Below are 22,323 nucleotides of genomic sequence, written 5' to 3'. Positions count from 1 at the left end.
CACCTGGCCGCGATCCGGGCCTCACTGCGCCGGTTCCTCGCTCCCCCGCGTGGTCCGGCGCGTCGCGCCCCACAGCCCCACGCCGATGCCGACGACGGCGCCACCCAGGCCGATGATTCGTTGCGACGGTCTCAGCTCTTGGTGGACGCTCATGCCGCCGAGCAGGTCCGCCGCGTCGGCACCGCCCGACGCCAGGAACCAGCCGCGGGTGTTCTTGCCGCGCAACGCCGCCGCGGCGAGCAGCCCACCGATCAACGCGTCGCGATATCCCATGGACCGCAACAACAGTCGCGCCGTCGGCGTCGGTTCCTCCGGATCCCCCCAGAATCGGTTCGCGCTCAAGGGGTCGACGAGGAACCAGACGCCGGAGGTGAGTCGGATACTGCCCGCCAGAAGTGCCGCTCGGTCGATTGACATGCCCGGCAGCCTAGGAGCAAACCGCTCCTCCGCGCACGGGTTTACCCCAACGGCGGTCACGGAGCCGGGCAGGCGTGGGCGATTTGGATGGAGGCGGGCCACAATGCCGTGGTCAAGCCGAAGGCCACGGCGTCGGCTCCCGTAGGGAACACCGCCTCCACCCGCGCCTGAATCTGTCCAGCCTCGTCGGGGTGAAAAACGGTCCACGCGAACCCGATACACAGGTATGGGATCGCCATCCACAGGGCCAGTTCGATGAGCGCGCCGACCCGGACCTGGTATCGCATGGTGCGCCGAAGCAGATCCACGGTCACTCCAGCGCGGGATCGGGTAGGCCGCACAGCCAGCACAGGGTGGCGAGGCCGTCGGGTGTGCCGGGCCAGTGCCTGGCCAGCGCATCGGGTCCCGCGATGCGGCTGATCCAGCGCAGCACCAGGCCGACGATGACCACGTCGTCGGCGAATCCGATCACCGGAATGGCATCAGGTATCAGGTCGATCGGTGAGACGACGAACGCGATCAACGCGACCAACACGACGCGGATCCGCCGCGGCAGTTCTTGATCGGCTGCGAGGCGTTTCAGCAGCCGAAGTACGTCGGGCAACAGCCGCACCAGGTCTTGCAATCTGGCCTTGGGCCTCAGCAGCCAGAAGGTGACGGCGAGGATCAGCCAGATCACCACGAACGCGCTCAGGATGCCCAGCGCGATCATCCACCAGTCGGGCCACATCTAGTCCATCTTGGCGGGACAGGCTGCCGCGTGCCAGCCCGGCTGCGAACGCCTGGCCTTGCTACGCCGCACCGGGCGGCGGAAACGGAATCCAGGGGAACATTCCGGTGTTGGTCGGAGGCGGCGGTGCCACCGTGTCCGGTTCCCCAATGTGCTGGGGGCAGTAGGCGTTCACCGCGCTGGTCGTGAAGCTGGTCGCCTCCGCCACCGTGAACCCGGCGTTCTCCGAGGACACGCTTTGGATGACAGCGGCTTTGGAGTGACCCTGGTCCATCAGTGCGCAGGCCTTCTTGCCCACCCGAATGGCGACGGCGCCGTCCTTGTAGGGAACGCCGGCCTGATCGAGCGCCGCCAAGAAGCTCGCATCGGGATTGCCGGCCGGATCGGCCCGCGCGGGCGTGGCCGCGCCGATGACGGCGGCGAAGCTCGCCAGCGCCAGAAGCATCCGCACCGTCTCAGCCTTCTACAGATGTTCGGCGTTGTCCTGTCGACCCGTTGCCGACCCCGTTAAGCAAACATTTTCCCAGGGCCCGGGTGTGGTACACAAGGCTTATGCCCGCGCCGAACCGTCAACCTGGTTGAGGGCGCCGTGGGCGACGATCGACTGTTGATCCTTGGGCGAACGTGCTGGCGTCTGGAGCGTGCCGACCGGTTCGGTCACATCATCGACGCGGCCGATTATTTCCGGCATGTCAAGACGGCGATGTTGCGGGCCCGGCACCGGATCGTGCTGATCGGTTGGGATTTCGACGCCAGGATGACGTTCGAACGGGGGGTCAAGACCCTTCCCGGCCCGAATCAGCTGGGCGCCTTTCTCTATTGGATGCTCTGGAAGCGGCCCGAACTCGAGATCTACCTATTGAAGTCCAATCTGCGTCTGCTGCCGGCCTTCGACGGCATCTGGTTCGGGCTGACTCCGGTGGCGCTGGTGAACCAGATCAGCAGCAGGCGAATCCACTTCGCGATCGACGGGGCCCACCCCACCGGCTCCGTCCATCACCAGAAGATCGTGGCCGTCGACGACTCCGTGGCGTTCTGCGGCGGGATCGACCTCACCATCGATCGATGGGACACCCGCGCACACGACCATGACGGTCCTGTTCGTCGGACGTTGGGACGCAGCTATGGGCCGCGGCACGACGTCGCCGCGGCGGTCGATGGCGCGGCCGCACGGGCACTCGGCGAGCAAGCCCTTCAACGGTGGCGGACGGCGACCGAGCAGTCGTTGCAACCGGTCACCGCCAAGCACACCGCGTGGCCCAGCAAACTCAAGCCGGCGCTGCGCGGCGTTGACGTGGGAATCGCTCTGACCCTGCCGGAACTCGGCCGGCGCCCCGAGACCCGGCAGGTCGAGGCGCTCAACCTGGCGGCCATAGCGGCGGCACGGGATTCGATCTATCTGGAGAACCAATATCTGGCGTCCCGGCGCATCATCGACGCGCTGGCCGCGCGGCTGAAGGAAGACGACGGGCCGGAGATCGTCATCGTCATTGCCCGCCGGGGGAACAACCCCCTCGAGCGGGGGACGATGGATTCGGCACGTCACCGGCTCATCCAGGTGCTGTGGGCCGCGGACGAGCATCGGCGGCTTGGCATCTACTGGCCGGTGACCGATGGCGGGGCGCCGATCTATGTCCACTCGAAGGTGGTGGTGGTGGACGACCGGCTCCTGCGCATCGGGTCATCGAACCTCAACAACCGATCGATGGGTTTCGACAGCGAATGCGACCTGGCCGTCGAGGCGGAGCCGGCTAGCCCCGAAGGCGATCGCGTGCGCGCCCAAATCACAGCGCTGCGAAGCCAATTGGTGGCCGAACACCTGGGAGTCACCGTCGGTGAGTTCGACGGCGCGACGCACGAACGCGGGTCGGTCCTCGCGGCCATCGAGGCCCTTCGCGGAGACGGCAAGACGTTGCGGCCGTTCACGGAGGGCACCGTGGCCGACGAAGCGGGCCCGCTGGCGGAGAACGAGCTCATGGATCCCGACCACGTCCCGCGATCGTTGACCCGAAGCGTGCAGCGATTCATCACCGGGTTGAGGGGTTGAGTTGAGGCCTACCCGGCTTAATCTGGACCGGGACGAAGGGCGAGTGCCAATGAACATCGACGACTCCGTCACGACGCTGGAAGACCTCAGGGGCGATCTGGCGCAGCGGTACAGGCGGACACCGACCGGCGGGAGTTCGGTCGACAGCAAGGTCGTCGACGCCGACATGGCGGCTATCGACCGCGACGGCTACGTGATCTGGCACGATCTGCTGACTCCCGAGCAATGCGACGAGATCCGCGAGGTCACTCAACCCTGGCTCGGGCACACGGGCCGCAATTCCTTCGAGGGCCGGCGCACCCAGCGCATTTACAGCCTGCTCAGCAGAACCCGGATGTGCGACGGGATCGTCGATCATCCGCGGGTGCTCGCGGTGCTCGATCGGCTGCTGATGCCCAACTACCTGCTTTCGGCCTTGCAGGCCATCAACATTCAGCCGGGAGAGGCCGCGCAGCTGGCCCACCACGATGACGGGTTCTACCCGATTCCGCGGCCCCGCGAACCCCTGGCGGCGGCGACGATCTGGGCCATCGACGACTTCACCGCCGACAACGGCGCCACCGTCCTCTATCCCGGCAGCCATCGCTGGGGCAAGCGCCGGCCCGGGCCGGACGATCGGGCCCTGCCCGTCGTGATGCCCGCCGGCTCGTGCGTCTTCTTCGTGGGCACGCTCTGGCACGGCGGGGGCGCCAACAGCACCGACCGCGACCGTCTCGCCGTCACCGCCCAGTACTGCCAACCCTGGCTGCGGCCGATGGAAGCCTTCACGCTGTCGATATCGCGCGAGACCGCGCGGGCGGTCTCCGACGACATTCGCCGCATGCTGGGCTACAGCATTCATCCGCCGTTCGTGGGCGCGGTCGACGGGCTGCACCCGCTGCGGCTGTTGGACAGCGACTCATAACTCCCAGTTCCGTTTGCCGCTGACACCCGCCAGGGACGGCTCTTGGGCCGGGCGGCTCTCGACCTCGATCGCCTGGCTGCGGCTCAGCGCGACAGCGGAGGCCGCCATCGCCGAGACCGCGACCAACAGCGCCAGCGCCGTCGAGCCGCCGACCGTCAGGTGTTCACCCAGCACCGCCACACCGAGCAGGACCGCGACCACGGGCTCCCCCACCAACATGATCGGCACCGACGCCTGCAACGCACCGGCGTGGAACGCGGAGTTCTGCACCACCGTCACCGCCACGGCCAGGCCGACCAATATGTATGGGGCGGGGACCGTCAGCAGCCCATGCCAACCGCCGACGGCGAAACGGTGCGTGCAGATCTTCGTCAACACGGCGATCATGCCGAGCAGGACCGCCACGGCGACCGCAAGCAGCATCGCCCGCGCACGGCCGATCGCGCGGCCGGCCGCCATCACGCAGACGACCAGCAACGGCACCGTCACCAGCAGCGTCAACGTCCACGCCGGTACCGCCGGACGGCTGTCACCCTCCCGGGGCTGACCGACGAGCACGAAGGCCGCCAGCGCGCCGGTCAGCAGCGTCGCCCAACCCCACTGGACCGCGCTGATGCGCTGGTCGCACAGCCGGGCGCCCAACGGCAGCGCGAACAGCAGCGAGGAAACCAGCAGCGGCTGGACCAGCAGCAGCGACCCGTGGGCCAGCGCGACGGCCTGGAACACGTAGCCCGCAACGGCGGCGACCAGGCCCGCCCACCACAACGGTCGCCGGACCATGGTCGTCACCATCGTCCCGGACATGCCCTGATCAGCGGGAACCTCCTGGGCGGCGCGCTGTCGAACGACGATGCCGACGGCCGCCCAGAACGCAGACAGCAACGCCGAAAAGATTGCGACCGCATGCGATTGCACCCACCCCATGCCCGCACGGGTACCCGGGGCGTCGGCGCGGCTAACTGCGCCGGGAGCGAACTACCTCATACGTCGTAGTAGAGGGCGAATTCGTATGGGGTGGGCCGGAGGTTGAACGGCGCGATCTCGTAGGTGCGCTTGTAGTTGATCCACGTCGCGATGACGTCGGGGGTGAAGACCCCGCCCTCGGTCAGGTATTCGCTGTCTTCCTCCAGACGGTCGATCACCGCCGACAGCTGCGTGGGTGCCTGCGGGATTTCCGCGGCCTCCTCCGGCGGGAGCTCGTAGAGGTCCTTGTCGACCGGCGGAGGCGGCTCGATCTTGTTCTTGATGCCGTCCAGCCCGGCCATCAACTGGGCCGCGAAGGACAGGTAGGGGTTGCCCGACGAGTCGGGGCACCGGAATTCCAGCCGCTTGGTCTTCGGATTGTTGCCGGTGATCGGGATGCGCACGCACGCCGACCGATTGCGCTGGCTGTAGACCAGATTGATCGGCGCCTCGAAGCCGGGAACCAGGCGCTTGTAGGAATTCACGGTCGGGTTCGTGAAGGCCAGCAACGACGGGGCGTGGTACAGCAAGCCGCCGATGTAGTGGCGGGCCATGTCGGACAGGCCGGCGTATCCCGTCGCGTCATACATCAGCGGCACGCCGTCCTTCCACAGCGACTGGTGACAGTGCATCCCGGAACCGTTGTCGCCGAACAACGGCTTGGGCATGAAGGTGACGGTCTTCCCGGCCTGCCACGCGGTCTGCTTGACGATGTACTTGTACATCTGGTGGTCGTCGGCCGCATGCAGCAACGTGTTGAACTTGTAGTTGATCTCGGCCTGGCCGCCACTGCCGACTTCGTGGTGGCCCTTCTCCAGGGAGTAACCGGCGTTGGTCAGGTGGGTGAGGATCTCGTCGCGCAGATCGACATAGTGATCGGTCGGCGCGACCGGGAAATACCCGCCCTTGGGACGGACCTTGTAGCCGAGGTTCGGGCTGCCATCCGCCTCGGCGTCCTCTCCGGTGTTCCACCACCCGGACGCCGCATCGACCTTGTAGAACGATTCGTTGGTGCTCGAGTCGAAGCTGACCGAGTCGAAGATGTAGAACTCGGCCTCCGGCCCGAAGTAGGCGGTGTCCGCGATGCCGGAACTGATCAGATAGTTCTCGGCCTTGCGGGCGATGTTGCGCGGATCGCGCGAGTACACCTCGAGGGTGAACGGGTCGTGCACGAAGAAGTTCACGTTCAGCGTTTTGCGGGCGCGGAACGGGTCGATCGTTGCGGTCTCGGGGTCGGGCAGCAGGACCATGTCGGACTCGTGGATCGACTGAAACCCGCGGATCGAGGAACCGTCGAAGGCCAGGCCTTCCTCGAAGACGCCTTCATCGAAGGCGTAGATCGGAATCGTGAAGTGCTGCATGGTGCCCGGCAAGTCACAGAAGCGGACGTCGACGTACTCGATGTTCTCGTCCCTGGCGAGCTTGAAAATATCGTCGGGCGTCTTCTCGGACACGCAACGCTCCTTAGCTTGATCGTCGGCAGTGGCGTGCGAGCGCTTTCTACGCCCTGACTATTTCGCCCGCGTCACCACCGCGAGTCGAACCTGTTGCGTCACAGAAAGACAGGCGATTGACCGCACGGCCGCCGGGTTCCGGTGGCACTTCCCAGCGCCTTGGCCGATAGTCATATGGACCATCCAGCCGCAGCAGAAGTAGGAGTAGTCATGCCACGCAACACAACCGGCGGTCATCCGGCGACCAGCCGTGGCGATCGACGCGCGTAAGAATCGAACGTAGCCCCGCGCAATGGGCGAGCTGTTTCAGTTTCACCGCGAGATCATCGTCAGCGGTGACGACGCGCTGTCGAAGACGATCGCCGAGGAATTGAGGGGCGCGGGCGCGCGAATCATCAAGATCAACACCGCCGCCGACCTCCTCGGGGCCGGCGTGCATCGGGCGCGTGCCGTCGTGTGCGCGGGCCCCAACGACGCCGTCAACCTCGAAATCGCCTTGCTGGCAAGGGAGTTCAGTCCAAACGTGCGGGTGGTGGCCCGGCTGGCCAACGACGTGCTGCGCGAAGCAGTGGTCGCCGTCAACGGACCCGGCGCGATCTTGGACGTCGCCGACCTCGCGGCGCCGTCGATCGTCGAGGCCGTCCTGTCCCGCAACGCGCACCAGTTCGACACGGCCGGTATCGAATTCGTCGTCTGGGGATCCGAGGCGCCCTACAACGCGACGCTCCGGGAGATCTACGCCGACCTGGCACCGGTCGCGGTGGTGCACGGCAAGAATTCACCCGCACCCGGCGAGGTGGTGCCATGCCCCGGACGAGATCTGCGGGTCTACGCCGGCGACTGGACGTCGATGATCGGCGTGAAGGACGAATTGGACGCCCGCGGAATCACGTTGCCTCCCCCGGCCGCGACGCGCGCTCGCCACTCCCCGGTGCGGCGGGTCATCGACGCGGTGCGCGCCATCCGGGACGAAGTGAACCCCATGCTCTTCCCCTCGCTGGCGTTCGCGCTGTGTCTCACCCTTGGCTCGACGGCGGTGGTGCACTTCGCCTATCACAACCCCCGAATGTCGTGGATCGACGCCCTCTACTTCGCCTCCGAGACAATCACGACGGTGGGCTATGGCGACTTCACCTTCGCCCAACAATCCACCGCCCTGCGGCTATTCGCGGTCTTGTTGATGTTCGGCGGCGCGAGCGTCACCGCCATCCTCGTCGCGTTCCTTGCCGACCTCCTCCTGTCGCGCCGCTTCGTGCAATCGGCCGGACTGCGGCGCGCACGCCACATGCGCGACCACGTCGTCGTCGTCGGGCTGGGTTCCATCGGGTTCCGGGTCGTCAGCGATCTGGCCGCGGCCGGCTACGACGTGCTGGTCATCGAGCCGGACGAGGGCAACCGCTTCCTGCCGACCGTGGCCGACCTCGACGTGCCGGTGATCTTCGGGGATCCGACGATGCGCCAGACCCTGGAATCGGCGCGCGTCGATCGCGCCCGCGGGGTCGCGCTGGTGACACAGGACGACATGAACAACATCGAGACGGGAATCGTGCTGCTCGAAATGCTGGGTTCCGACACGAGGGTGCCCATCGTCATGCGAGTTCAGGGCCGCGCGCTGGGCACCGCCGTGCATCGGCGGTTCGGTTTCGAGAACGTGCGGTCGATAGTCGACCTCGCGGCGCCGTGGTTCATCGGCGCAGCGATGGGCTTGCAGGTGCTCGGCACGTTCTGGGTCGGCCAGCGCTCCTTCATGGTCGGCGGAATGCTGGTGGCGGCGGGCAGCGAACTCGACGGGCTGCGGATGATCGATCTGTCCACGCAGACGCGCGTCATCGCGATCACACGGCCGGAAGGTCCGGTCAGGTTGCGCCCGCGCCGCGACGCCCGCCTGAAAGCCGGTGACACCGTCTATCTCATCGGCCCCTACCGGGAACTGATCGCGACGCTGCGCAAGGGCCAGCCTCCGCCAATGACCACGATCAACGGCGAGCGCGCCGTGGCTTTGGCGGCCGCACGGTCGACGCGCCGGCCAGATGCGCGTGCGCCACGGTGGGCGCCCGACCCGGACGGTTAACGAACGGCCAAAAGCCGCGCCACTTCATCGCGTCCGGTTGTGATGCACAGCACATTTGTGCTTTCTTTGTATCCGAGGTCACAACGCGACGGGAGCTCCTATGGCCGCACCCCACAGATCGGGCAAGTACGTAGTCGTTGCACCGCGCGCGAACGGAGCCGTGCATTCACATCGGATACTGCTGGCCCTGGTCGTGGTGATGGCCCTCATCGCGGCGATCACCGGCGTCGTCGTCGCGGCGTCGACGGGGCACGCCACCGCCGCGCTCGTGATAGCCCTGGTGGCCGGCGGGTGGTTTTCCGCCGCCCTCTGCTAGCGACATGATCCGCCGGACCCTCACGAGATCGGCGCTGGTCGCCGCGTCGTTGGGCGCGCTGGCAGCGCTGACGCCGGCGGCCCACGCGGACCCCGATCCCATCTCGGTCGCGGCCTACCTGCACACGCTGAACGTCTTGCACGTTCCCTACGACGACCCGGGGCGAATGGTCGGCATCGGAGACTCCGTATGCCAGCAGGCGCGGGGCGGCACCGACTTCGACGCCATCTACCCCGCCGTGGCAAGCAACGGCTATGCCGCGGTGCAGGCGGGCCAGATCATGGGCGCGGCCGTCGGGACGTTTTGTCCCGACATGGAAGCACCGTTCGATCGCTGGACCAACAGCAACTCGTGACCGTCGGCGATTAAGGTGCGCTAGCGCCCGGGCAATACTTGATCCGGCCCAGATCGACCCACATGTTGGCGCGCTTGGCGGCCTGATCCGGATTCAGCCCGGTCACGCCCTGGTTGTTCGCCTGTTGCATCGCCCCGACTATCTGGGCGCGCGACCAGCCGTCAGCCATGGCTCTGCACATCGTCTGTTCGGTCTGCATCTCGTAGTAAGGCCAGTCCGGCGGGAATCCGATCGCGTCGGCGCGGGCGGTGGCAAGCGCGCCCGGCAGGAGCGCCGAAGCAACGACAACCGAGAGGCCAAGGAGCAGCGTTCGCGTGGCCGACAGGGGTGAATGCGACTGATGCACGGATACTTCTCCTCGATTCGGCGCCTTGATGACCCGCAGGGTCGATGAGTGATGACCCTCGCCCATCAATGTTAGGACCTGGGAGGCTGTTGGCGGCGGGAAGAGCCCCAGAGGAGTCAACATGCACCTTCGCTCGGATAGCCTTGGCCGGGGCCGGCGGCCGAGAGTTCCGGACGACGACGGGGTCGCACGGACGATCGGACACTTCGAATGATCATCCCAATTCTTGCGGGCCGCCCGCTGCACACCGATCACCTCGAGTGAGGTTCTGGCGATGAGATTTGTGTTGGCGACCTTGGGAACACGCGGAGATATCGAGCCTTGCGCCGCCGTCGGCCGGGAGCTTCAGCGGAGAGGCCATCGCGTGCTTATGGCGGTTCCGCCCAACTACATTGGGTTCATCGAGTCGGCAGGCCTCACCGCAGTCGCGCACGGCCGCGACCAAGTGCAGCAGAATGCGGAGATCGTCCGCAAATACGGGACGACGCCGCCACCAGTCCTCATGGCGTGGGAAATTCTCAGCGATATAAAGCAACTCTGGCCACAGTTGGGCACGGCGCTCACATCCCTGGCCGACGGCGCCGACCTGCTGTTGACGGACGCAGGCGAACAGGGGCTCGCCGCGAATGTCGCCGAACACTACGACATTCCACACGCGGCGGTGCACATCTACCCGATCCCGCCGGACCACGCGGGTTCGTCCATCACCAAAGAGGCTGAAGACGCCCTACGCCGGGCGCTGGGCCTCCCGGCGACGAGGCCCTCGACGCGGCGAGCGCTCGAGATCCAGGCCTACGACGAACTCTTCTTCCCGGGGTTGGCAGCCGAGTGGGCCGGATGCGGCGCCCGACGGCCGTTCGTCGGCGGGCTGACCCTCGAGTTGCCGACGGAAGTCGACGACGATGTCTCGTCGTGGATTGAGGCTGGGACGCCACCGATCTACTTCGGCTTCGGCAGCAGCGCACGAGTCGCGTCTCCCACTGACGTCATCGCGATGATCACCGACGCTTGCGCGCAACTCGGCGAGCGGGCGTTGATTTGCAGCGGCGTGAGTGACTTGACCGCGCAAACGGATTCCGCCGACGTCAAAGTGGTGAGCGCGGTGAACCACGCGGCGGTGTTTCCCGCTTGTCGGGCCGTCGTTCACCACGGGGGGCCCGGCACGACGTTCGCCGGCATCCGGGCCGGAGTCCCCACGCTGGCCCTCGCCGTATCGGTCGATCAGCCGATGTGGGCGAGTGCGGTCAGTCAACTCGGAGTCGGAATTGGCCGGCGCTTCCCCGACACCACCCTGGAGTCTCTCGTCGCGGATCTGCGGTCCATCCTCACCCCGCCCTACGTCACTCGGACCCGCGAGGTCGCCGCGCAGATGACCGCGCCCGCTCAAAGCGCCGCCATTGCCGCCCAAGCGCTGGAAGATGCGGCCGCTCGTGGCCCGTTGGCCGATCAACGAACGCCGCGGGACGCGGACTGATCCACGCGCGCCCGTCAGGAAGTGGCGGCCGAGGGTTCGATCTGGCTCTCCGAAACGCTGCGATACGACGGCAACCCGAAATCGGGGAAGGCACAGATGTCGGCACAATCTCGGACTCGCTCCGACCAGAAACCCTGATCAGCGGCCGACGTGCAGGCGTAGATCTTCATGTAGGTCGCCGCGAACGGGAACAAACAGCCGTTGCCAACCGCCTGCCAGACCGCCGCGGCGACGCCGGGAGTTTCGACACCTCGATAGTCGTCTATCGCGATCACGCCCCGGTTTGCCGTGTGGGTCACGGCGAGGGCGATGTCGTTCGCGACGCACCGGTAGCTGTGACAGCCGTCGATGTGGACGAAGCGCAGTGCCCGTTCTCCGAGGTCGAGCTCCGATGACTCGCAGACTTCGAGCGTCGGCCGGCGAACGTGAAACCGATCCCAATTGGCGAGGAACTGCTGCTGCTCCAGGCCCGAATACTGCTGGCGTGGGGTCAGCGACATGTCCGCGTGATCCATTACGGCCTCGAACAAGTCGCAGATCACCAGTTCTTCATCGTCGCGCAGACCGTAACCCATCAGGATGGCGGACTTGCCCTGGTATGCGCCGATCTCGAGCATGTCCCCCTTGATGTTTTCCGCCGTCTGCGACGCGAGCAGCTTGGTGAAGAGCTTGACATCGGCCTCGAAGAACCAGCCGTCGACGTTGTCGACTTCCTCGGCATAGAGGCTCCAGGCGGCATCGGTCATGTGCCCATCTTTCCCCAGGCGGCCTCGAGCGGCATGGCCGGATGTACTCCGGCCAACTTGCTGACCCGACGGTGTCGCGGCGACCGCCGCGTAGGTCAGAGTGCAATGGTCGCTTCAATCGATGCCCTTGGTCCTTAGTCCTTGCATCGCTTCGGCCCTGACAAATCAGGCGGTGCTGGATGATCCTGCCTGTGGGCACGCGGCCGATCAGAAACGAGCTGGAATGTGGCAACCCCCACCTAACGCGATCTTGGTAGGCGTCGACGGCTCGGCGGCGGCACTGGGTGCCGTGCGGTGGGCGGCTCTGACTGCCGCGTTGCGCAACGTGCCACTGGCCCTGGTCCATGTCGTCGACGATCCGATGCCGGGGTGGCTCCAGTCAGGCGCGCCGGTGGGGCACTGGCAGCAGCACCGGGCGCGCGAAGTGATCACGTCGGCAATGCGGGTCGCCGAGGAGAGCGCCGGTGAACTCGGTCCCATTCAAGTCCACGGCGAGGTGATCTATTCGACCGCCATCGCCACGCTCGTCGCCCTCTCCAGAGAGGTGGAGATGGTCGTCGTCGGCTATCGGGGGTATCGCGGCGTGGTGGTTCGCAGCGTCCTTGGCTCGGTGAGTTCGGGATTGGTCTACAACGCGCACTGCCCGGTCGCGGTGATCCACGACGGGGAACCGCCGCTCAGCAATGTCGACCGGGCACCCGTGCTCGTGGGCATCGACGGATCATCGGCGTCGGAAGCCGCGACCGCGATCGCGTTCGAAGAAGCGTCGCGACGAGGCGTCGCCTTGATCGCTTTCCATGCCTGGGCCGATCCGCGAGTGTTCAACTCCAACAACGCTTTTCAAGATTCCAAGTGGGACGCCCAGCTGTCCGAGGAGGAGGAGGCGCTCGCCGAACGGCTAGCGGGTTGGCACGAACGCTATCCCAACGTGGCGATTCGTCGCAGAATCGAAATCGGTGACCCGGCCCACTGGCTGATCGAGGCTTCCGAACTGGCGCAACTGATCGTGGTCGGCAGCCACGGCCGTGGCGGATTCGCCGGCATGTTGCTCGGCTCGGTTGGGTCGGCGGTGGTCAACAGGGCGAAGATCCCTGTCATCGTTGCGCGTCAGCCCTGAGCTCGTCACCCACGCGGTTCGTAGGCCAGAAAACACTGCACCTGCCGCACCGCGTCGGGCCGGTTGACTCCCATATCCACTAATCTCTCGACGATTTGGGCCGGCGGCACGGCCCCATCCACATCCGTCTCAATCACGTGAACGCTGGGAAACCAGTTCTCCGGACGCACCCCGGGCGGCGGGGGTTGCACGCCGCCTCCGACGCAACGTGCGTAGCCCTCGATGCCATTGTCAGCGTGAGCAGACGCCACTACCAATACGACCGGCGCGACGAGCGATACGGCGATGGCCATGCCGACCGCCGCAGCCACACGGATGAAGCGCATGCTCGAATATAACCTCGCGCCGTTCAACCGAACACAGAAATCTTGCACGCACCGTGGCGCACACTCGGCGTAAGGTGACGGCGGGCTCGGAGGGTCGGAAGAAGCAGGCGGTGAACACTGCATCGGGGTTGACGCGCTTCGGGCGCCGGTTTGCCGCCGCGGCCGGAATGCTCGCGGCGGGTCTGGTGCTGGTGCAATGCACGGCCGCGGCGCCGCCGCGCGCGGCCGCACCGTCTCCGTCTGCGGCCGCCCTGTCATCGTCATCGGCGGCGGCCACGCCGCCGGCCAACCCGCCGCCGGCCGCCGCCGCTGCGACCGTGGAAACGGTCACCGCGGCCGAACTCGGTGCGACGTGGCGGCCGGGTTGCCCCGTCGAGCCGGAACAGCTGCGACGGGTCGACGTCGACTACGTCGGTTTCGACGGCCAGACGCACCGCGGCCAGCTGATCGTGCATCAGGACTTGGCGCCGGAGGTCGTCGTGATCTTCGAGCAGCTTTTCCGTCTGGGCTATCCCATCGAGAAGATCCGCACCGTCGACCACTACCAGGACGCCAATGACGAGTTGTCGATGGAGGACGACAACACGTCGGCGTTCAACTGCCGCCTCATCCCCGGAACCAACGAATGGTCGCCACACGCCTACGGCCGGGCGATCGATATCAATACGCTCGTCAATCCGTGCCTGTACGCCAGCGGGTATTTCGAACCGCAGAACGCGGCGGCTTACCTGGACCGCAGCCGCACCGACCCGGGACTCTTACACCCTGGCGATCCGGCGGTGCGCGCCTTCACAGATCGTGGCTGGCGCTGGGGCGGCGAATGGGCGGCTCCCCTTGACTACCAACACTTCGAGCGGCCCTAGAGGCCCAGGGCCTGGGCCGCGGCGGTTGCCACCTCACCCCGGATGTCCGAGATCGGTGGGCTGCCGCGCGTATGAATCGAGTTGGTGAGCAGAACGACGTAGGTGTCCGAGGCCGGGTCGAGCCACACCGAGGTTCCGGTGAAGCCCGTGTGTCCGAAACTCCCGACGGGAAAAACCGCTCCGCGTGGCATGGACAGCGGCGTATCGATATCCCAGCCGAGACCGAGCAGATTCTGCCCGGCGATAGCCGGATAGCGGGCGGCAAGCAGCGGATGCGCGGTCTTCGACCTCTTCGCGGCTGCCGCCCGCGCGGCGTCGTCCGCCGCCTTGACCTGTTGGTCGGTGTGTCCCGGCTGCTGCGGGGTCGTCATCAACTCCAAAGTCTGTTGTTGGAGCGGGAATTCGCTCGGCCGGCCCGCAAGCCGATCGAGCAGCGCCTGCGCGTAGACGCCGACATCGTGCGCCGTGGAAAAGACGCCGGCGTGCCCGGCCACCCCGCCCATGCGGCGGGCGGTCGTGTCCTGCACGGTGCCGCGCAGCAGACGGTCGAGGTCGGGATTCTTGGCCGGATCGGCCCGGCCTTCTTCGTCCCGCGCCGTGGGTGCGATGCGCGCCAGGATGTCCGTGTCCCAGCTGCCCGCGGGACACGGCTGCCCCTCGCCTGCCGTCGACGCGGCGGCCCAACCGACCGCGGCTCCCCTGACCGCGTGTGGACCGCATGCCTTGTCCGACGGGAGATAGCGGGTGTCCCGCAGGCCAAGAGGCGCGAATACGTGTTCCTGGACGTAGACGTCTTCCGCCTCGCCCGTGACTTTCTCGACGAGCGCGCCAAGCAGGATGAAATTGATATCGGAGTAGCGGAAAGACCCGCCGGGGCTCGACTCCAGCGGCGTCGTGAGCGCACGATGAACGCCTTCGGTCTTGTCGGGTGTGGCCAGTCCCCATGGATCCTTGAGTTCGACGTCGCCCGTCTCACCCGACGTGTGCGTCAGCAACATTCGAACCGTCACGTTTGCGCGCCGTGGGTCGTTGGCCGGGTTGAACTCCGGCAGATAGCGCTGCACGGGATCGTCGAACTGAACCTTGCCTTGTTCGTAGAGTTGCATCACCGCGGTCGCCGTCGCGAGGCTCTTGGTCAACGACGCCAGATCGAAGATCGTGTCCTCGGTCATCGGCTCGGCCGGTGCGGGCGACCCATCCAACCCCGGCTCGCCCGCGAGCTTGCGCGATCCGAAAGCCTGATCGAACGCAACGGTGCCGCCGTGGCCGATCAGGACCACCGCGCCGGGCAGCCTGTTGGCCGCAATAGCGTCGTTGATCAGTTTGGATAGGGGTGCGAACTCCGGTCCGGGCGGCTTTGCGGCCGGGGAACCGGGGGGCTGTGCGGCCGGGGAACCGGGCGGCTTCGCGGTCGGGGCGTGCGTGAGCTGCCAGGAATCGCCGGCCGCCGGGTGCGAGGCTTGACCACGCCCGCACGCCGCCACGACCACGAGCGCGACGCCCGCAACGGCGATGGCCGTCCGCCGACGTAGGCGCCAGCGGTCGAGCGAGCTGTTGCCAACCGTGCTGGCCCGTCCCATCGGCACGCCTCCCGACCTGCTTCTCCTCCTACGGCCAAAGCCTAGTGCGGTTTCTCGCCGAGCCATCCGGATTTGCCTGGATGGTTATTACGCGGTTTGTCGCCACGAATTCGCCTTGTAACCAACAACTCTCAGGCATTGACGCGCAGCGCGGCGCGCATTTCAGGCGGCGAAGTCGCCGACGACCGTCATCTTGTTGCCGTCCGAGGCGGTGGCGAAGCCGGCCGCGGTGTAAGCGCAGTTCAAAATGATCGCCCGGTGCGGCGGGCTTTGCATCCACAGGTCGAGCGCTTGGTTGATGTTCGCGGCGGACCCGGTACCCCAGAAGACGACCTCACCGCTGTAGGGGGTGCGGTAGCCCGCATCCGTGATGCGCGTCTGCGGTGAAGAGCCGTCCGAGCCGATGTGGCCGTTGACCCCGTTGGTAAGCATGTCGTTGGCGTGCCGCTGCGCCGCATCGGTCAGGCGTGGGTCCTGGCCGATCGGCCCGCAGGATTGGCGAAGCCGGTTCACGCCGCTGTACAACGCCCACCCTGATGCGTCTGCGCGGGCGGCGATGTCAACGGTCCCGGGAGCCGTTGCGACCAAGGCGCCGAGCGAGAACACTGCGACAACCTTGACTTTCCTCGTCATGTTGCCTCTTGCCACACCGTGTCTTTCGGGCCGCGGGAAGCAAGCGTTACCGTCTCGTGACCATGGGAGGTCCCCGCGATCGGTCCGTTTCGCGACGTCGACCCCCGTATCGTGGTGAGGCGTGTGTGAGCCCGCGTCAAGCCGGCCGGCCGTTGTCAGCCGCCGCCAGATGCTGGGACTGGCCGGCGGCCTCGGGGCGGCGGCCGTGGTCGGGCCGCGCTCGAAGACCACACCGACGGGTCCGACGTCGACGGCAGACGTCCGCCTGACCGCTGGGAGTTCGGCCCTGTTGCTGTGCCGGGACGCCTGGGGCGCCCGGCCGGCCCGCCCCGGGGGCAGGCGTCACACCATCACCCGGATGACCCTGCACCACGAGGCCGTGGCCCTCGGTGACAACCGCAACGCCCCCAACCACCTGCGCCAGGACCAGCGCTACCACCAGGATCAGCACGGATGGATCGACATCGCCTACCACGTCGGCGTCGACCGCAACGGCAACATCTACGAATTGCGGAGCACCGAGCTCGCGGGCGACACGGCGACGGATTACGACACGACGGGCCATTTCCTCGTCCTCTGCGAGGGCGACTTCGATCAAGAGGCGGTCCCCGAGGCGCAGCTCCTGGGAGCGGCTCGGGCATTCGCGTGGGCCGCCCAGACGTTTCGCGTCGCGACCACCACATTGGCGGGCCATCGGGACCTGGCGTCGACGTCGTGCCCGGGCGCCAACCTGTATGCGCACCTGACTTCGGGCGACCTGAAACACCGCATCGACGATCTGCTGGCCGCGGGCGGGGTGGACCTGCAGCGGTTCTGCGGACCCGACGCGGCGGCAAGAGTCGCGGCGATCGAAGCGGGGAACTGAGGTTCGTCGGCGCTTCAATTGCGCTGCGCGGGTTTGCTAGGGATGCTACGTTGCTGACCAATCGGTAGTTCGACCGGCCTTTGCGAGGCAACATGTTCGACTCTCGGATCGTGGCCGCGGCGCCCGCGGCCCTGGCGGCCGCCTGCATCGGTATGGCCAGCATATCGACCCTATCGGCGTGCAGTGGGGCGTCACCGTCGATACGCGCAACCGCTACCTCAGCTACCGTCGACGGCGGCCGGACGCAGGCCAGCCCGCCCAGCACCCGAGCGATTGCCAGCGGCGTGTACGGCGACCCGGACGCCGCCGCCGAGTTCTGGCAGCAGCAGTCGTATGAGGACAACTGCGGGCTGGCTTCGGTGGCGGACGTGGTTGGGGAGGTCACCGGGCACTCCCCGACCGAGCAACAGATCATCAAGCTGGCACAGCACACGCCCTCGTCGATCCGCGACGGCCCCATTTACGCCCCCACCGGCGACCCGGCTCACGACGGCCCGAACGGTGGCATCGACATGGCCGACACGGTGGTGCTGCTCGAGCACTACGGCATCAAGTCGCACATGACCTATGACAAGCACCCCGAAGAGGTGGGCCTGTCGTCGCTGGAGCAGTACCTGGGCGCGAACCGCAAGGTCATCGCGTGGGTCAACTCCGGAACCATCTTGAACTCCAACGACCAGCGCACGTCGGCCGATCATTTGCTGGTGGTCACCGGCATCGACACCGTCAAGGATGTCGTCCACCTCAACGACCCCTACGCCGATCACGCCAACACCAAGGTCAGCATCGGCACGTTCATGACGGCCTGGAAGATCGGACAGGAATCGATCGTCGTGACCGCGCCGCCCGGCTAGGGATTCGTCACTGTGTATCGCCCGGGCCCGCCGTTTTCATGGCGTTCGGCGCGGTGATGGGAGCCGTCGCGGTCGTGGTCGGGGTCGCGCGGCTCGTCGGGCTGGTGGAACTCGTGGGCCGCCCGGAGCTCGTCGTCGTGGGCGTTGTCGGAGTCGTGGGCGTTGTCGGAGTCGTAGGCGTTGTCGGAGTCGTCGGACTCGTGGGAGTCGTGGGCGTGGTACTCGCCAGGCCGGGACCTTCGCCGCACCAGTCCGCCACATCCTTCGGGTACTGCTCGATGGGCGGTGGGCAGCGCTGCCCCGGCGGGAAATTGGCGCCGGCGTTGAGCAGATCGCAAGGCACGTAGACTTGCTTGCCCGTCTGGGTGTTGGTCAGGCACTTCGTCGGCGGCGCACCGTGGGCCGCGACGGGAATGACGGCGGCCGCCGCCGCCACCGCGCCCAGTGCCAAGGCAAGGCGGCGATAGGTCATGAAAAGCTCCTCGTTATAGCTGCGAGAGTTCATCACGATTAAAGCCGCTCACCCCTGGCGCAACGCAAATTACCGCCGTGAGCAGGACATTCTCTGTGGAGGTGTTCGAGAATCGAGCCAGTCTCACCGCAGATACGGGCGCCGGCCCCACGGCTCATTGCGTGCCGAAGGCGAAAACAGTCGTCGAATCGTAGGTCTGGCCGGGGTTGAGCGTGGTCGTCGGAAAGTTCGGGTGGTTCGGCGAATCAGGGAAGTGCTGGGTCTCCATCGTGAATCCCGCACCCTGCCGGTAGATATGCCCGCTGGTGCCGGTGAACGCACCGTCAAGGAAGTTGGAGGTGTAGAACTGCACCCCGGGCTCGGTCGTGGAGACGGTCAGCGTGCGCCCTGTCTGCGCATCCTCCGCCCTGGCCGCTTCCACCAGGCCTGCTTTGTCGCCCCGGTTGATCACCCAGTTGTGGTCGTAGCCGTGCGCCATCAGCAGCTGTGGGTCGTTCGCGGTGATACGCGCTCCGATCGCGGTCGGTGAGGTGAAATCGAACGGCGTGCCCTTCACCGGGACGATCTGGCCCGTCGGAATCTGTGTGGCGTCGGTCGGCGTGTAGTTGTCGGCATGGATGGTGACCTTCTGGTCGTACACGTCGCGCGTGTCCTCGCCCGCCAGGTTGAAGTAGCTGTGATTGGTCAGGTTGATCACGGTCGGCGCATCGGTGGTCGCGTGGTAGTCGATGCGTAGTTCGTTCCGCCGGTTCAGGGTGTAGGTGACGGTGACCGTCAGCGTCCCGGGGTACCCCATTTCGCCTGCGGGGCTGACATATTGGAGTTCCAGGCCAACGCTGTCGCCGCCGTCGCGCCGGCTTGCCTGCCACACCTTGGTATCGAAGCCCGCGGTGCCACCGTGCAGGCTGTTGCCGTTGTTGTTGATCGGCAGGTGATACTCGTTGCCGTTCAACGAGAATGCCGCCTTGGCGATCCGGTTGCCGTAGCGGCCGACGAGCGCGCCGAAATAGGTCTTGGCGGATCCGGTGTTGTTCAGGTACCCGTCCAGGGTCGGAAAACCCAACACCACATTGCCGATGAGCCCGGTGCGGTCGGGGACCTCGATCGACTGAATGATGCCGCCGTAGGTCAGGATTCGCACGCGCATGCCGTGTCCGCTGGTGAGCGTATAGCGGCGCACGTGCGCCTCACCCACCTGACCGAACGGCTCGCTGGTTATCGACGGCGGCCCTGCGGGTGCGTTGCCGCGGTCCGTGGCGGTGTTTGTCGTCGTATTGACACAGGCGGCCAAGCCCGCGACAGCGAGGACGGAGATCAGCTGAAACGGTCGCTTACCGCGCATGGGCGCCCCTCGCCTTCGTCCATTCGGAGTAACCGGGCGAAGCGTTCTGTCCAGTCAAACGAAAGGACCGCCAAGCGGCGATCCATTTGGTGGAGCTGCCGGGAATCGAACCCGGGTCCTACGGCATTCCCTCAAGACTTCTCCGTGCGCAGTTCGCTATGCCTCTACTCGGATCTCCTGGTCACGCGAACAAGCCAGGATGACGATCCCAGTCGCTGTTGGTGTCCCGATGAGCCCCGCGACCGAACTCATCGGTTGATCCCTCTAGCTGACGCCAGGCTCCGGGTCGAGGGCTTTCCCGGTCTGACGGACTAGCTGTCGCTTAGGCAGCGAGAGCGTAGTCGCGCTGATGTGAATCGGCGCTTAATTGGTTGCAACGACGCTTACGGTGGTCTCTTGCCTGCACCGGCACGCTTCCCTTGATTCGATGCGCGAAGTCGAAACCGTTCAGCCCCTCGCATCCCCGCCGATTTTCGGCAGGACAATCAATAGTACGCCGTGATCAACGCGCGGCAACGAACGTATCTTCCCGGTCCGCGCTGCGATCAGATCACGAAATTCAGGTGCTCGACGACCTGGGCGGCCACGTCCTCGTCACCGCCGAGGTCGACGGATTGCGCCCGGGCGCGGCACATGGGCCGGCCGCCGGCCAGCCGGGTGAACTGCAGGCCGTCCAGCCGGATCGCCACCGTCGGCTCCTGGCCGCCGAAGTCATCGACCAACCGGGCCCGCCCATCGACGCTGACGCGGATGTTGCGGGACAGCGGCCCGGTCAGCTCGAACAGGACCCGCGAGCCCTCGGGCGCCTTGGCCCGCTTGCCCACCACGTAGCCCATGGTGGCGGCGATCTCGTCCAGGGACAGTTCAGCCGCGGGACTGGCGAGCTGCTCATCGGACGACGGCCAGCGCAGCGCCTCGCGGATGTCCTGCTCGTGCATCCAGCAGTCGAACACCCGGACGCGCATGAATCGCCCGTAGCTCTCCGGGCCCACCGGCGTCACCGTCACGGCGTCCCAGTCCTCGGCGGACATGTCCGTCAGCGCCGCGCGCCGGTCGTCGGTGATGTCCTTGAACCGTTTGAGCACGTCGCCGCCGGGCTCCGCGCTCAGGTAGCGCACCCAGCACTCGTTCATCGCGCCGATGTCGTTGCGAACATGCTCGAGCGTCGAGACGTCGATGTCGGGTTGCGGCGCGGGGACGCCGGCGAGGAACGACTCGGTGCCGATCATGTGCGCCACCAACGCCTTGACGTCCCAACCGGGCAGCGGGCTGGCCGCCTCCCACTCCGCCTCCGGCAACCCGTCCAGCAGGGCGGTGATGTCGTCCCACACCGCGAACAGACCCGCGAGCACTTCGGACTTGTCGAGCTTGGTGACAGGGCGATCGGCCATGGTCGGATAGTAGGCCGATCATTTCCCGATCAAGAGCCCGATCCGAATAATGACCAGGGCGCCCACGGCCAGCAGTCCGCCGACGGCGATCATCGCCGGGGGTCCGGGGTAGACGGTGACCCACGCCCCCGCCGCGATGGCGACCAGCGCGTGGATGGCGCGGGCGGCGGAGAATCGCTGCTTGCGCAACACGGACAGCAGCACGCCGCGCGGAATCGCACGCACTAGCCACCACAGCACGGCGATCATGGCCGCGGTGAGCAACCCCACGGCCACTCGCGCCACCGCGGTCGGACGCCCGTCGTTGTAAGCCCCCGCGGTGATGGCGAGCAACACGCTCAGCACACCGGCCCCGACGGTGACGCCAGCGAGCACCTTTCGCAGCACCACCCCGATGTTTCGGCGAGCCAGGTCCGCCAGTTCCGGGTCGCTTCCCGCGGCCCCGAGAAACCCACGCAGGGCGCGACCAAACTTGTTCCCATCCAATCGGTGAATGGCCAGATCGTTGAGCGCCTCGGCGTTGCCGGGATCCAACTGCAACGCTTGCCGATAGGAGGCGACGGATTCGGAACGCCGCCCGAGCCGATGCAGGATCGCGCCCCGCAAGTTCAGCGCATCGACATCGTTGGGTTCGAGCTGCAGCGCCCTATCGATGACGTACAGGGCCGTCGCCATTTGTCGCGACCTCAGCAGCAGAGCCGCGTACAGGCGGTATTGGGCTGCCTGGTTCGGATGGGCGACCACCCCCCGCCACGCCATCCACATTGCGTCATAGTTGCGGCCGAGACCCTCGAGCGCCAACGCGTAGACCCGCATCGCGAATTCGTGTTGCGGCGCGACCGACAACGCTGCATATGCGCTGTTGGCTGCGGGCCCATGGTTTTTGAGTGCGTGATCGGCCGCGGCGTGCAGGGCCAGCAGGTCAGGGTCGTTGGGATTTTGCGACAACGCAGCGCGGGTGACATCTCGTGTCCGCTGGTAATTCCTGGTCGCGTAATACGCGCGGGCGACCTGCAGGGCGCTGTCGGCTCGAACGCCGGGGTCCGACGTCACCGGT

At 66.6% G+C, this 22,323-nt stretch carries 25 protein-coding genes and 1 other RNA gene; 10 read left to right on the top strand and 16 right to left on the bottom strand.

The window, feature by feature from the left end:
• Positions 1–21 precede the first annotated feature (21 nt).
• The 4 genes from A9X05_RS15490 to A9X05_RS15475 form a co-directional block, all read right to left on the bottom strand.
• Positions 22–417 (bottom strand): DUF4267 domain-containing protein, encoded by a 396-nt coding sequence (locus tag A9X05_RS15490; protein ID WP_067756925.1) that lies wholly within the window; start codon positions 415–417, stop codon positions 22–24.
• Positions 418–473: 56 nt separating this feature from the next.
• On the bottom strand, positions 474–704 hold the full coding sequence (locus A9X05_RS15485) for a hypothetical protein (RefSeq protein ID WP_067756928.1): 231 nt from the start codon (positions 702–704) through the stop codon (positions 474–476).
• A gap of 23 nt (positions 705–727) precedes the next feature.
• A complete protein-coding gene (locus A9X05_RS15480) occupies positions 728–1,147 on the bottom strand; it encodes a YkvA family protein (RefSeq protein WP_067756931.1) in 420 nt (139 codons plus the stop codon).
• 61 nt (positions 1,148–1,208) lie between these two features.
• On the bottom strand, positions 1,209–1,592 hold the full coding sequence (locus A9X05_RS15475; RefSeq protein ID WP_082950194.1) for a DUF732 domain-containing protein: 384 nt from the start codon (positions 1,590–1,592) through the stop codon (positions 1,209–1,211).
• 144 nt (positions 1,593–1,736) lie between these two features.
• Between A9X05_RS15475 and A9X05_RS15470 the strand changes: the two genes are divergently transcribed.
• Both A9X05_RS15470 and A9X05_RS15465 read left to right on the top strand, forming a co-directional pair.
• On the top strand, positions 1,737–3,194 hold the full coding sequence (locus A9X05_RS15470; protein ID WP_067782483.1) for a phospholipase D-like domain-containing protein: 1,458 nt from the start codon (positions 1,737–1,739) through the stop codon (positions 3,192–3,194).
• A 49-nt stretch (positions 3,195–3,243) separates the two neighbouring features.
• A complete protein-coding gene (locus A9X05_RS15465) occupies positions 3,244–4,098 on the top strand; it encodes a phytanoyl-CoA dioxygenase family protein (protein WP_067756940.1) in 855 nt (284 codons plus the stop codon).
• Here the strand turns inward: A9X05_RS15465 and A9X05_RS15460 are convergent.
• Both A9X05_RS15460 and glnA read right to left on the bottom strand, forming a co-directional pair.
• Positions 4,093–5,022, bottom strand: a complete 930-nt coding sequence (locus A9X05_RS15460; RefSeq protein ID WP_067756943.1) for a DMT family transporter — start codon at positions 5,020–5,022, stop codon at positions 4,093–4,095. The genes A9X05_RS15465 and A9X05_RS15460 overlap by 6 nt on opposite strands.
• Before the next feature lie 56 nt (positions 5,023–5,078).
• Complete coding sequence (gene glnA / locus A9X05_RS15455; protein ID WP_067756944.1) at positions 5,079–6,515, bottom strand: type I glutamate--ammonia ligase; 1,437 nt, start codon at positions 6,513–6,515, stop codon at positions 5,079–5,081.
• A 292-nt stretch (positions 6,516–6,807) separates the two neighbouring features.
• Here glnA and A9X05_RS15450 point away from each other — a divergent pair, with 292 nt between their 5' ends.
• The 3 genes from A9X05_RS15450 to A9X05_RS15440 all read left to right on the top strand — a co-directional run bounded on the left by A9X05_RS15450 (position 6,808) and on the right by A9X05_RS15440 (position 9,257).
• Positions 6,808–8,586 carry an NAD-binding protein gene (locus A9X05_RS15450; protein ID WP_082950193.1) on the top strand — a complete coding sequence of 593 codons (1,779 nt, stop codon included), beginning with the start codon at positions 6,808–6,810 and terminating at the stop codon, positions 8,584–8,586.
• Positions 8,587–8,746: 160 nt separating this feature from the next.
• The gene (locus tag A9X05_RS15445; RefSeq protein WP_197499077.1) at positions 8,747–8,902 is read left to right on the top strand and encodes a hypothetical protein; all 156 of its coding nucleotides are present in this window, start codon (positions 8,747–8,749) and stop codon (positions 8,900–8,902) included.
• 4 nt (positions 8,903–8,906) lie between these two features.
• Positions 8,907–9,257, top strand: coding sequence for a DUF732 domain-containing protein (locus A9X05_RS15440; protein ID WP_067756946.1), 351 nt, complete (start codon positions 8,907–8,909; stop codon positions 9,255–9,257).
• A gap of 10 nt (positions 9,258–9,267) precedes the next feature.
• On the opposite strand, the gene A9X05_RS31110 is transcribed toward A9X05_RS15440, so the two are convergent.
• Positions 9,268–9,669 (bottom strand): hypothetical protein, encoded by a 402-nt coding sequence (locus A9X05_RS31110; protein WP_156736747.1) that lies wholly within the window; start codon positions 9,667–9,669, stop codon positions 9,268–9,270.
• A gap of 208 nt (positions 9,670–9,877) precedes the next feature.
• Here A9X05_RS31110 and A9X05_RS15430 point away from each other — a divergent pair, with 208 nt between their 5' ends.
• Entirely contained in the window at positions 9,878–11,077 is a 1,200-nt protein-coding gene (locus A9X05_RS15430) for a glycosyltransferase (protein ID WP_067756949.1), read from the top strand.
• A gap of 14 nt (positions 11,078–11,091) precedes the next feature.
• Here A9X05_RS15430 and A9X05_RS15425 read toward each other — a convergent pair whose 3' ends face one another.
• Entirely contained in the window at positions 11,092–11,823 is a 732-nt protein-coding gene (locus A9X05_RS15425; RefSeq protein WP_067756952.1) for a class I SAM-dependent methyltransferase, read from the bottom strand.
• Positions 11,824–12,046: 223 nt separating this feature from the next.
• Here A9X05_RS15425 and A9X05_RS15420 point away from each other — a divergent pair, with 223 nt between their 5' ends.
• The gene (locus A9X05_RS15420) at positions 12,047–12,940 is read left to right on the top strand and encodes a universal stress protein (RefSeq protein ID WP_067756955.1); all 894 of its coding nucleotides are present in this window, start codon (positions 12,047–12,049) and stop codon (positions 12,938–12,940) included.
• A 5-nt stretch (positions 12,941–12,945) separates the two neighbouring features.
• On the opposite strand, the gene A9X05_RS15415 is transcribed toward A9X05_RS15420, so the two are convergent.
• A complete protein-coding gene (locus tag A9X05_RS15415) occupies positions 12,946–13,266 on the bottom strand; it encodes a hypothetical protein (RefSeq protein WP_067756958.1) in 321 nt (106 codons plus the stop codon).
• A 167-nt stretch (positions 13,267–13,433) separates the two neighbouring features.
• On the opposite strand from A9X05_RS15415, the gene A9X05_RS15410 reads away from it, so the two are divergent.
• Positions 13,434–14,129: a M15 family metallopeptidase gene (locus A9X05_RS15410; RefSeq protein WP_082950197.1), complete on the top strand. Its 696-nt coding sequence runs from the start codon at positions 13,434–13,436 to the stop codon at positions 14,127–14,129.
• Here the strand turns inward: A9X05_RS15410 and A9X05_RS15405 are convergent.
• The gene (locus tag A9X05_RS15405; protein WP_067782480.1) at positions 14,126–15,709 is read right to left on the bottom strand and encodes a serine hydrolase; all 1,584 of its coding nucleotides are present in this window, start codon (positions 15,707–15,709) and stop codon (positions 14,126–14,128) included. The genes A9X05_RS15410 and A9X05_RS15405 overlap by 4 nt on opposite strands.
• Before the next feature lie 162 nt (positions 15,710–15,871).
• Complete coding sequence (locus A9X05_RS15400; protein WP_197499074.1) at positions 15,872–16,342, bottom strand: CAP domain-containing protein; 471 nt, start codon at positions 16,340–16,342, stop codon at positions 15,872–15,874.
• A gap of 121 nt (positions 16,343–16,463) precedes the next feature.
• Here A9X05_RS15400 and A9X05_RS15395 point away from each other — a divergent pair, with 121 nt between their 5' ends.
• Entirely contained in the window at positions 16,464–17,207 is a 744-nt protein-coding gene (locus A9X05_RS15395; RefSeq protein ID WP_231972854.1) for an N-acetylmuramoyl-L-alanine amidase, read from the top strand.
• Positions 17,208–17,299: 92 nt separating this feature from the next.
• Positions 17,300–18,061 carry a C39 family peptidase gene (locus tag A9X05_RS15390; RefSeq protein ID WP_067756967.1) on the top strand — a complete coding sequence of 254 codons (762 nt, stop codon included), beginning with the start codon at positions 17,300–17,302 and terminating at the stop codon, positions 18,059–18,061.
• Here the strand turns inward: A9X05_RS15390 and A9X05_RS31690 are convergent.
• The 5 genes from A9X05_RS31690 to A9X05_RS15365 form a co-directional block, all read right to left on the bottom strand.
• Positions 18,058–18,309 (bottom strand): hypothetical protein, encoded by a 252-nt coding sequence (locus A9X05_RS31690; protein WP_067782477.1) that lies wholly within the window; start codon positions 18,307–18,309, stop codon positions 18,058–18,060. The two genes, A9X05_RS15390 and A9X05_RS31690, sit on opposite strands and share 4 nt — an antisense overlap.
• A gap of 378 nt (positions 18,310–18,687) precedes the next feature.
• A complete protein-coding gene (locus A9X05_RS15380; protein ID WP_067782474.1) occupies positions 18,688–19,875 on the bottom strand; it encodes an aldose epimerase family protein in 1,188 nt (395 codons plus the stop codon).
• Between the two features lie 87 nt (positions 19,876–19,962).
• Positions 19,963–20,330, bottom strand: a transfer-messenger RNA (tmRNA) gene (ssrA, locus tag A9X05_RS15375).
• Positions 20,331–20,420: 90 nt separating this feature from the next.
• Complete coding sequence (locus A9X05_RS15370; protein ID WP_067756980.1) at positions 20,421–21,266, bottom strand: maleylpyruvate isomerase family mycothiol-dependent enzyme; 846 nt, start codon at positions 21,264–21,266, stop codon at positions 20,421–20,423.
• Positions 21,267–21,284: 18 nt separating this feature from the next.
• Positions 21,285–22,319 carry a tetratricopeptide repeat protein gene (locus A9X05_RS15365; RefSeq protein ID WP_067756983.1) on the bottom strand — a complete coding sequence of 345 codons (1,035 nt, stop codon included), beginning with the start codon at positions 22,317–22,319 and terminating at the stop codon, positions 21,285–21,287.
• Between the last annotated feature and the right edge of the window lie 4 nt (positions 22,320–22,323).

Source organism: Mycobacterium sp. E3298 (genome assembly GCF_001666895.1).
GTDB lineage: Bacteria > Actinomycetota > Actinomycetes > Mycobacteriales > Mycobacteriaceae > Mycobacterium.
This window is presented reverse-complemented; position numbering and strand designations above follow the sequence as displayed.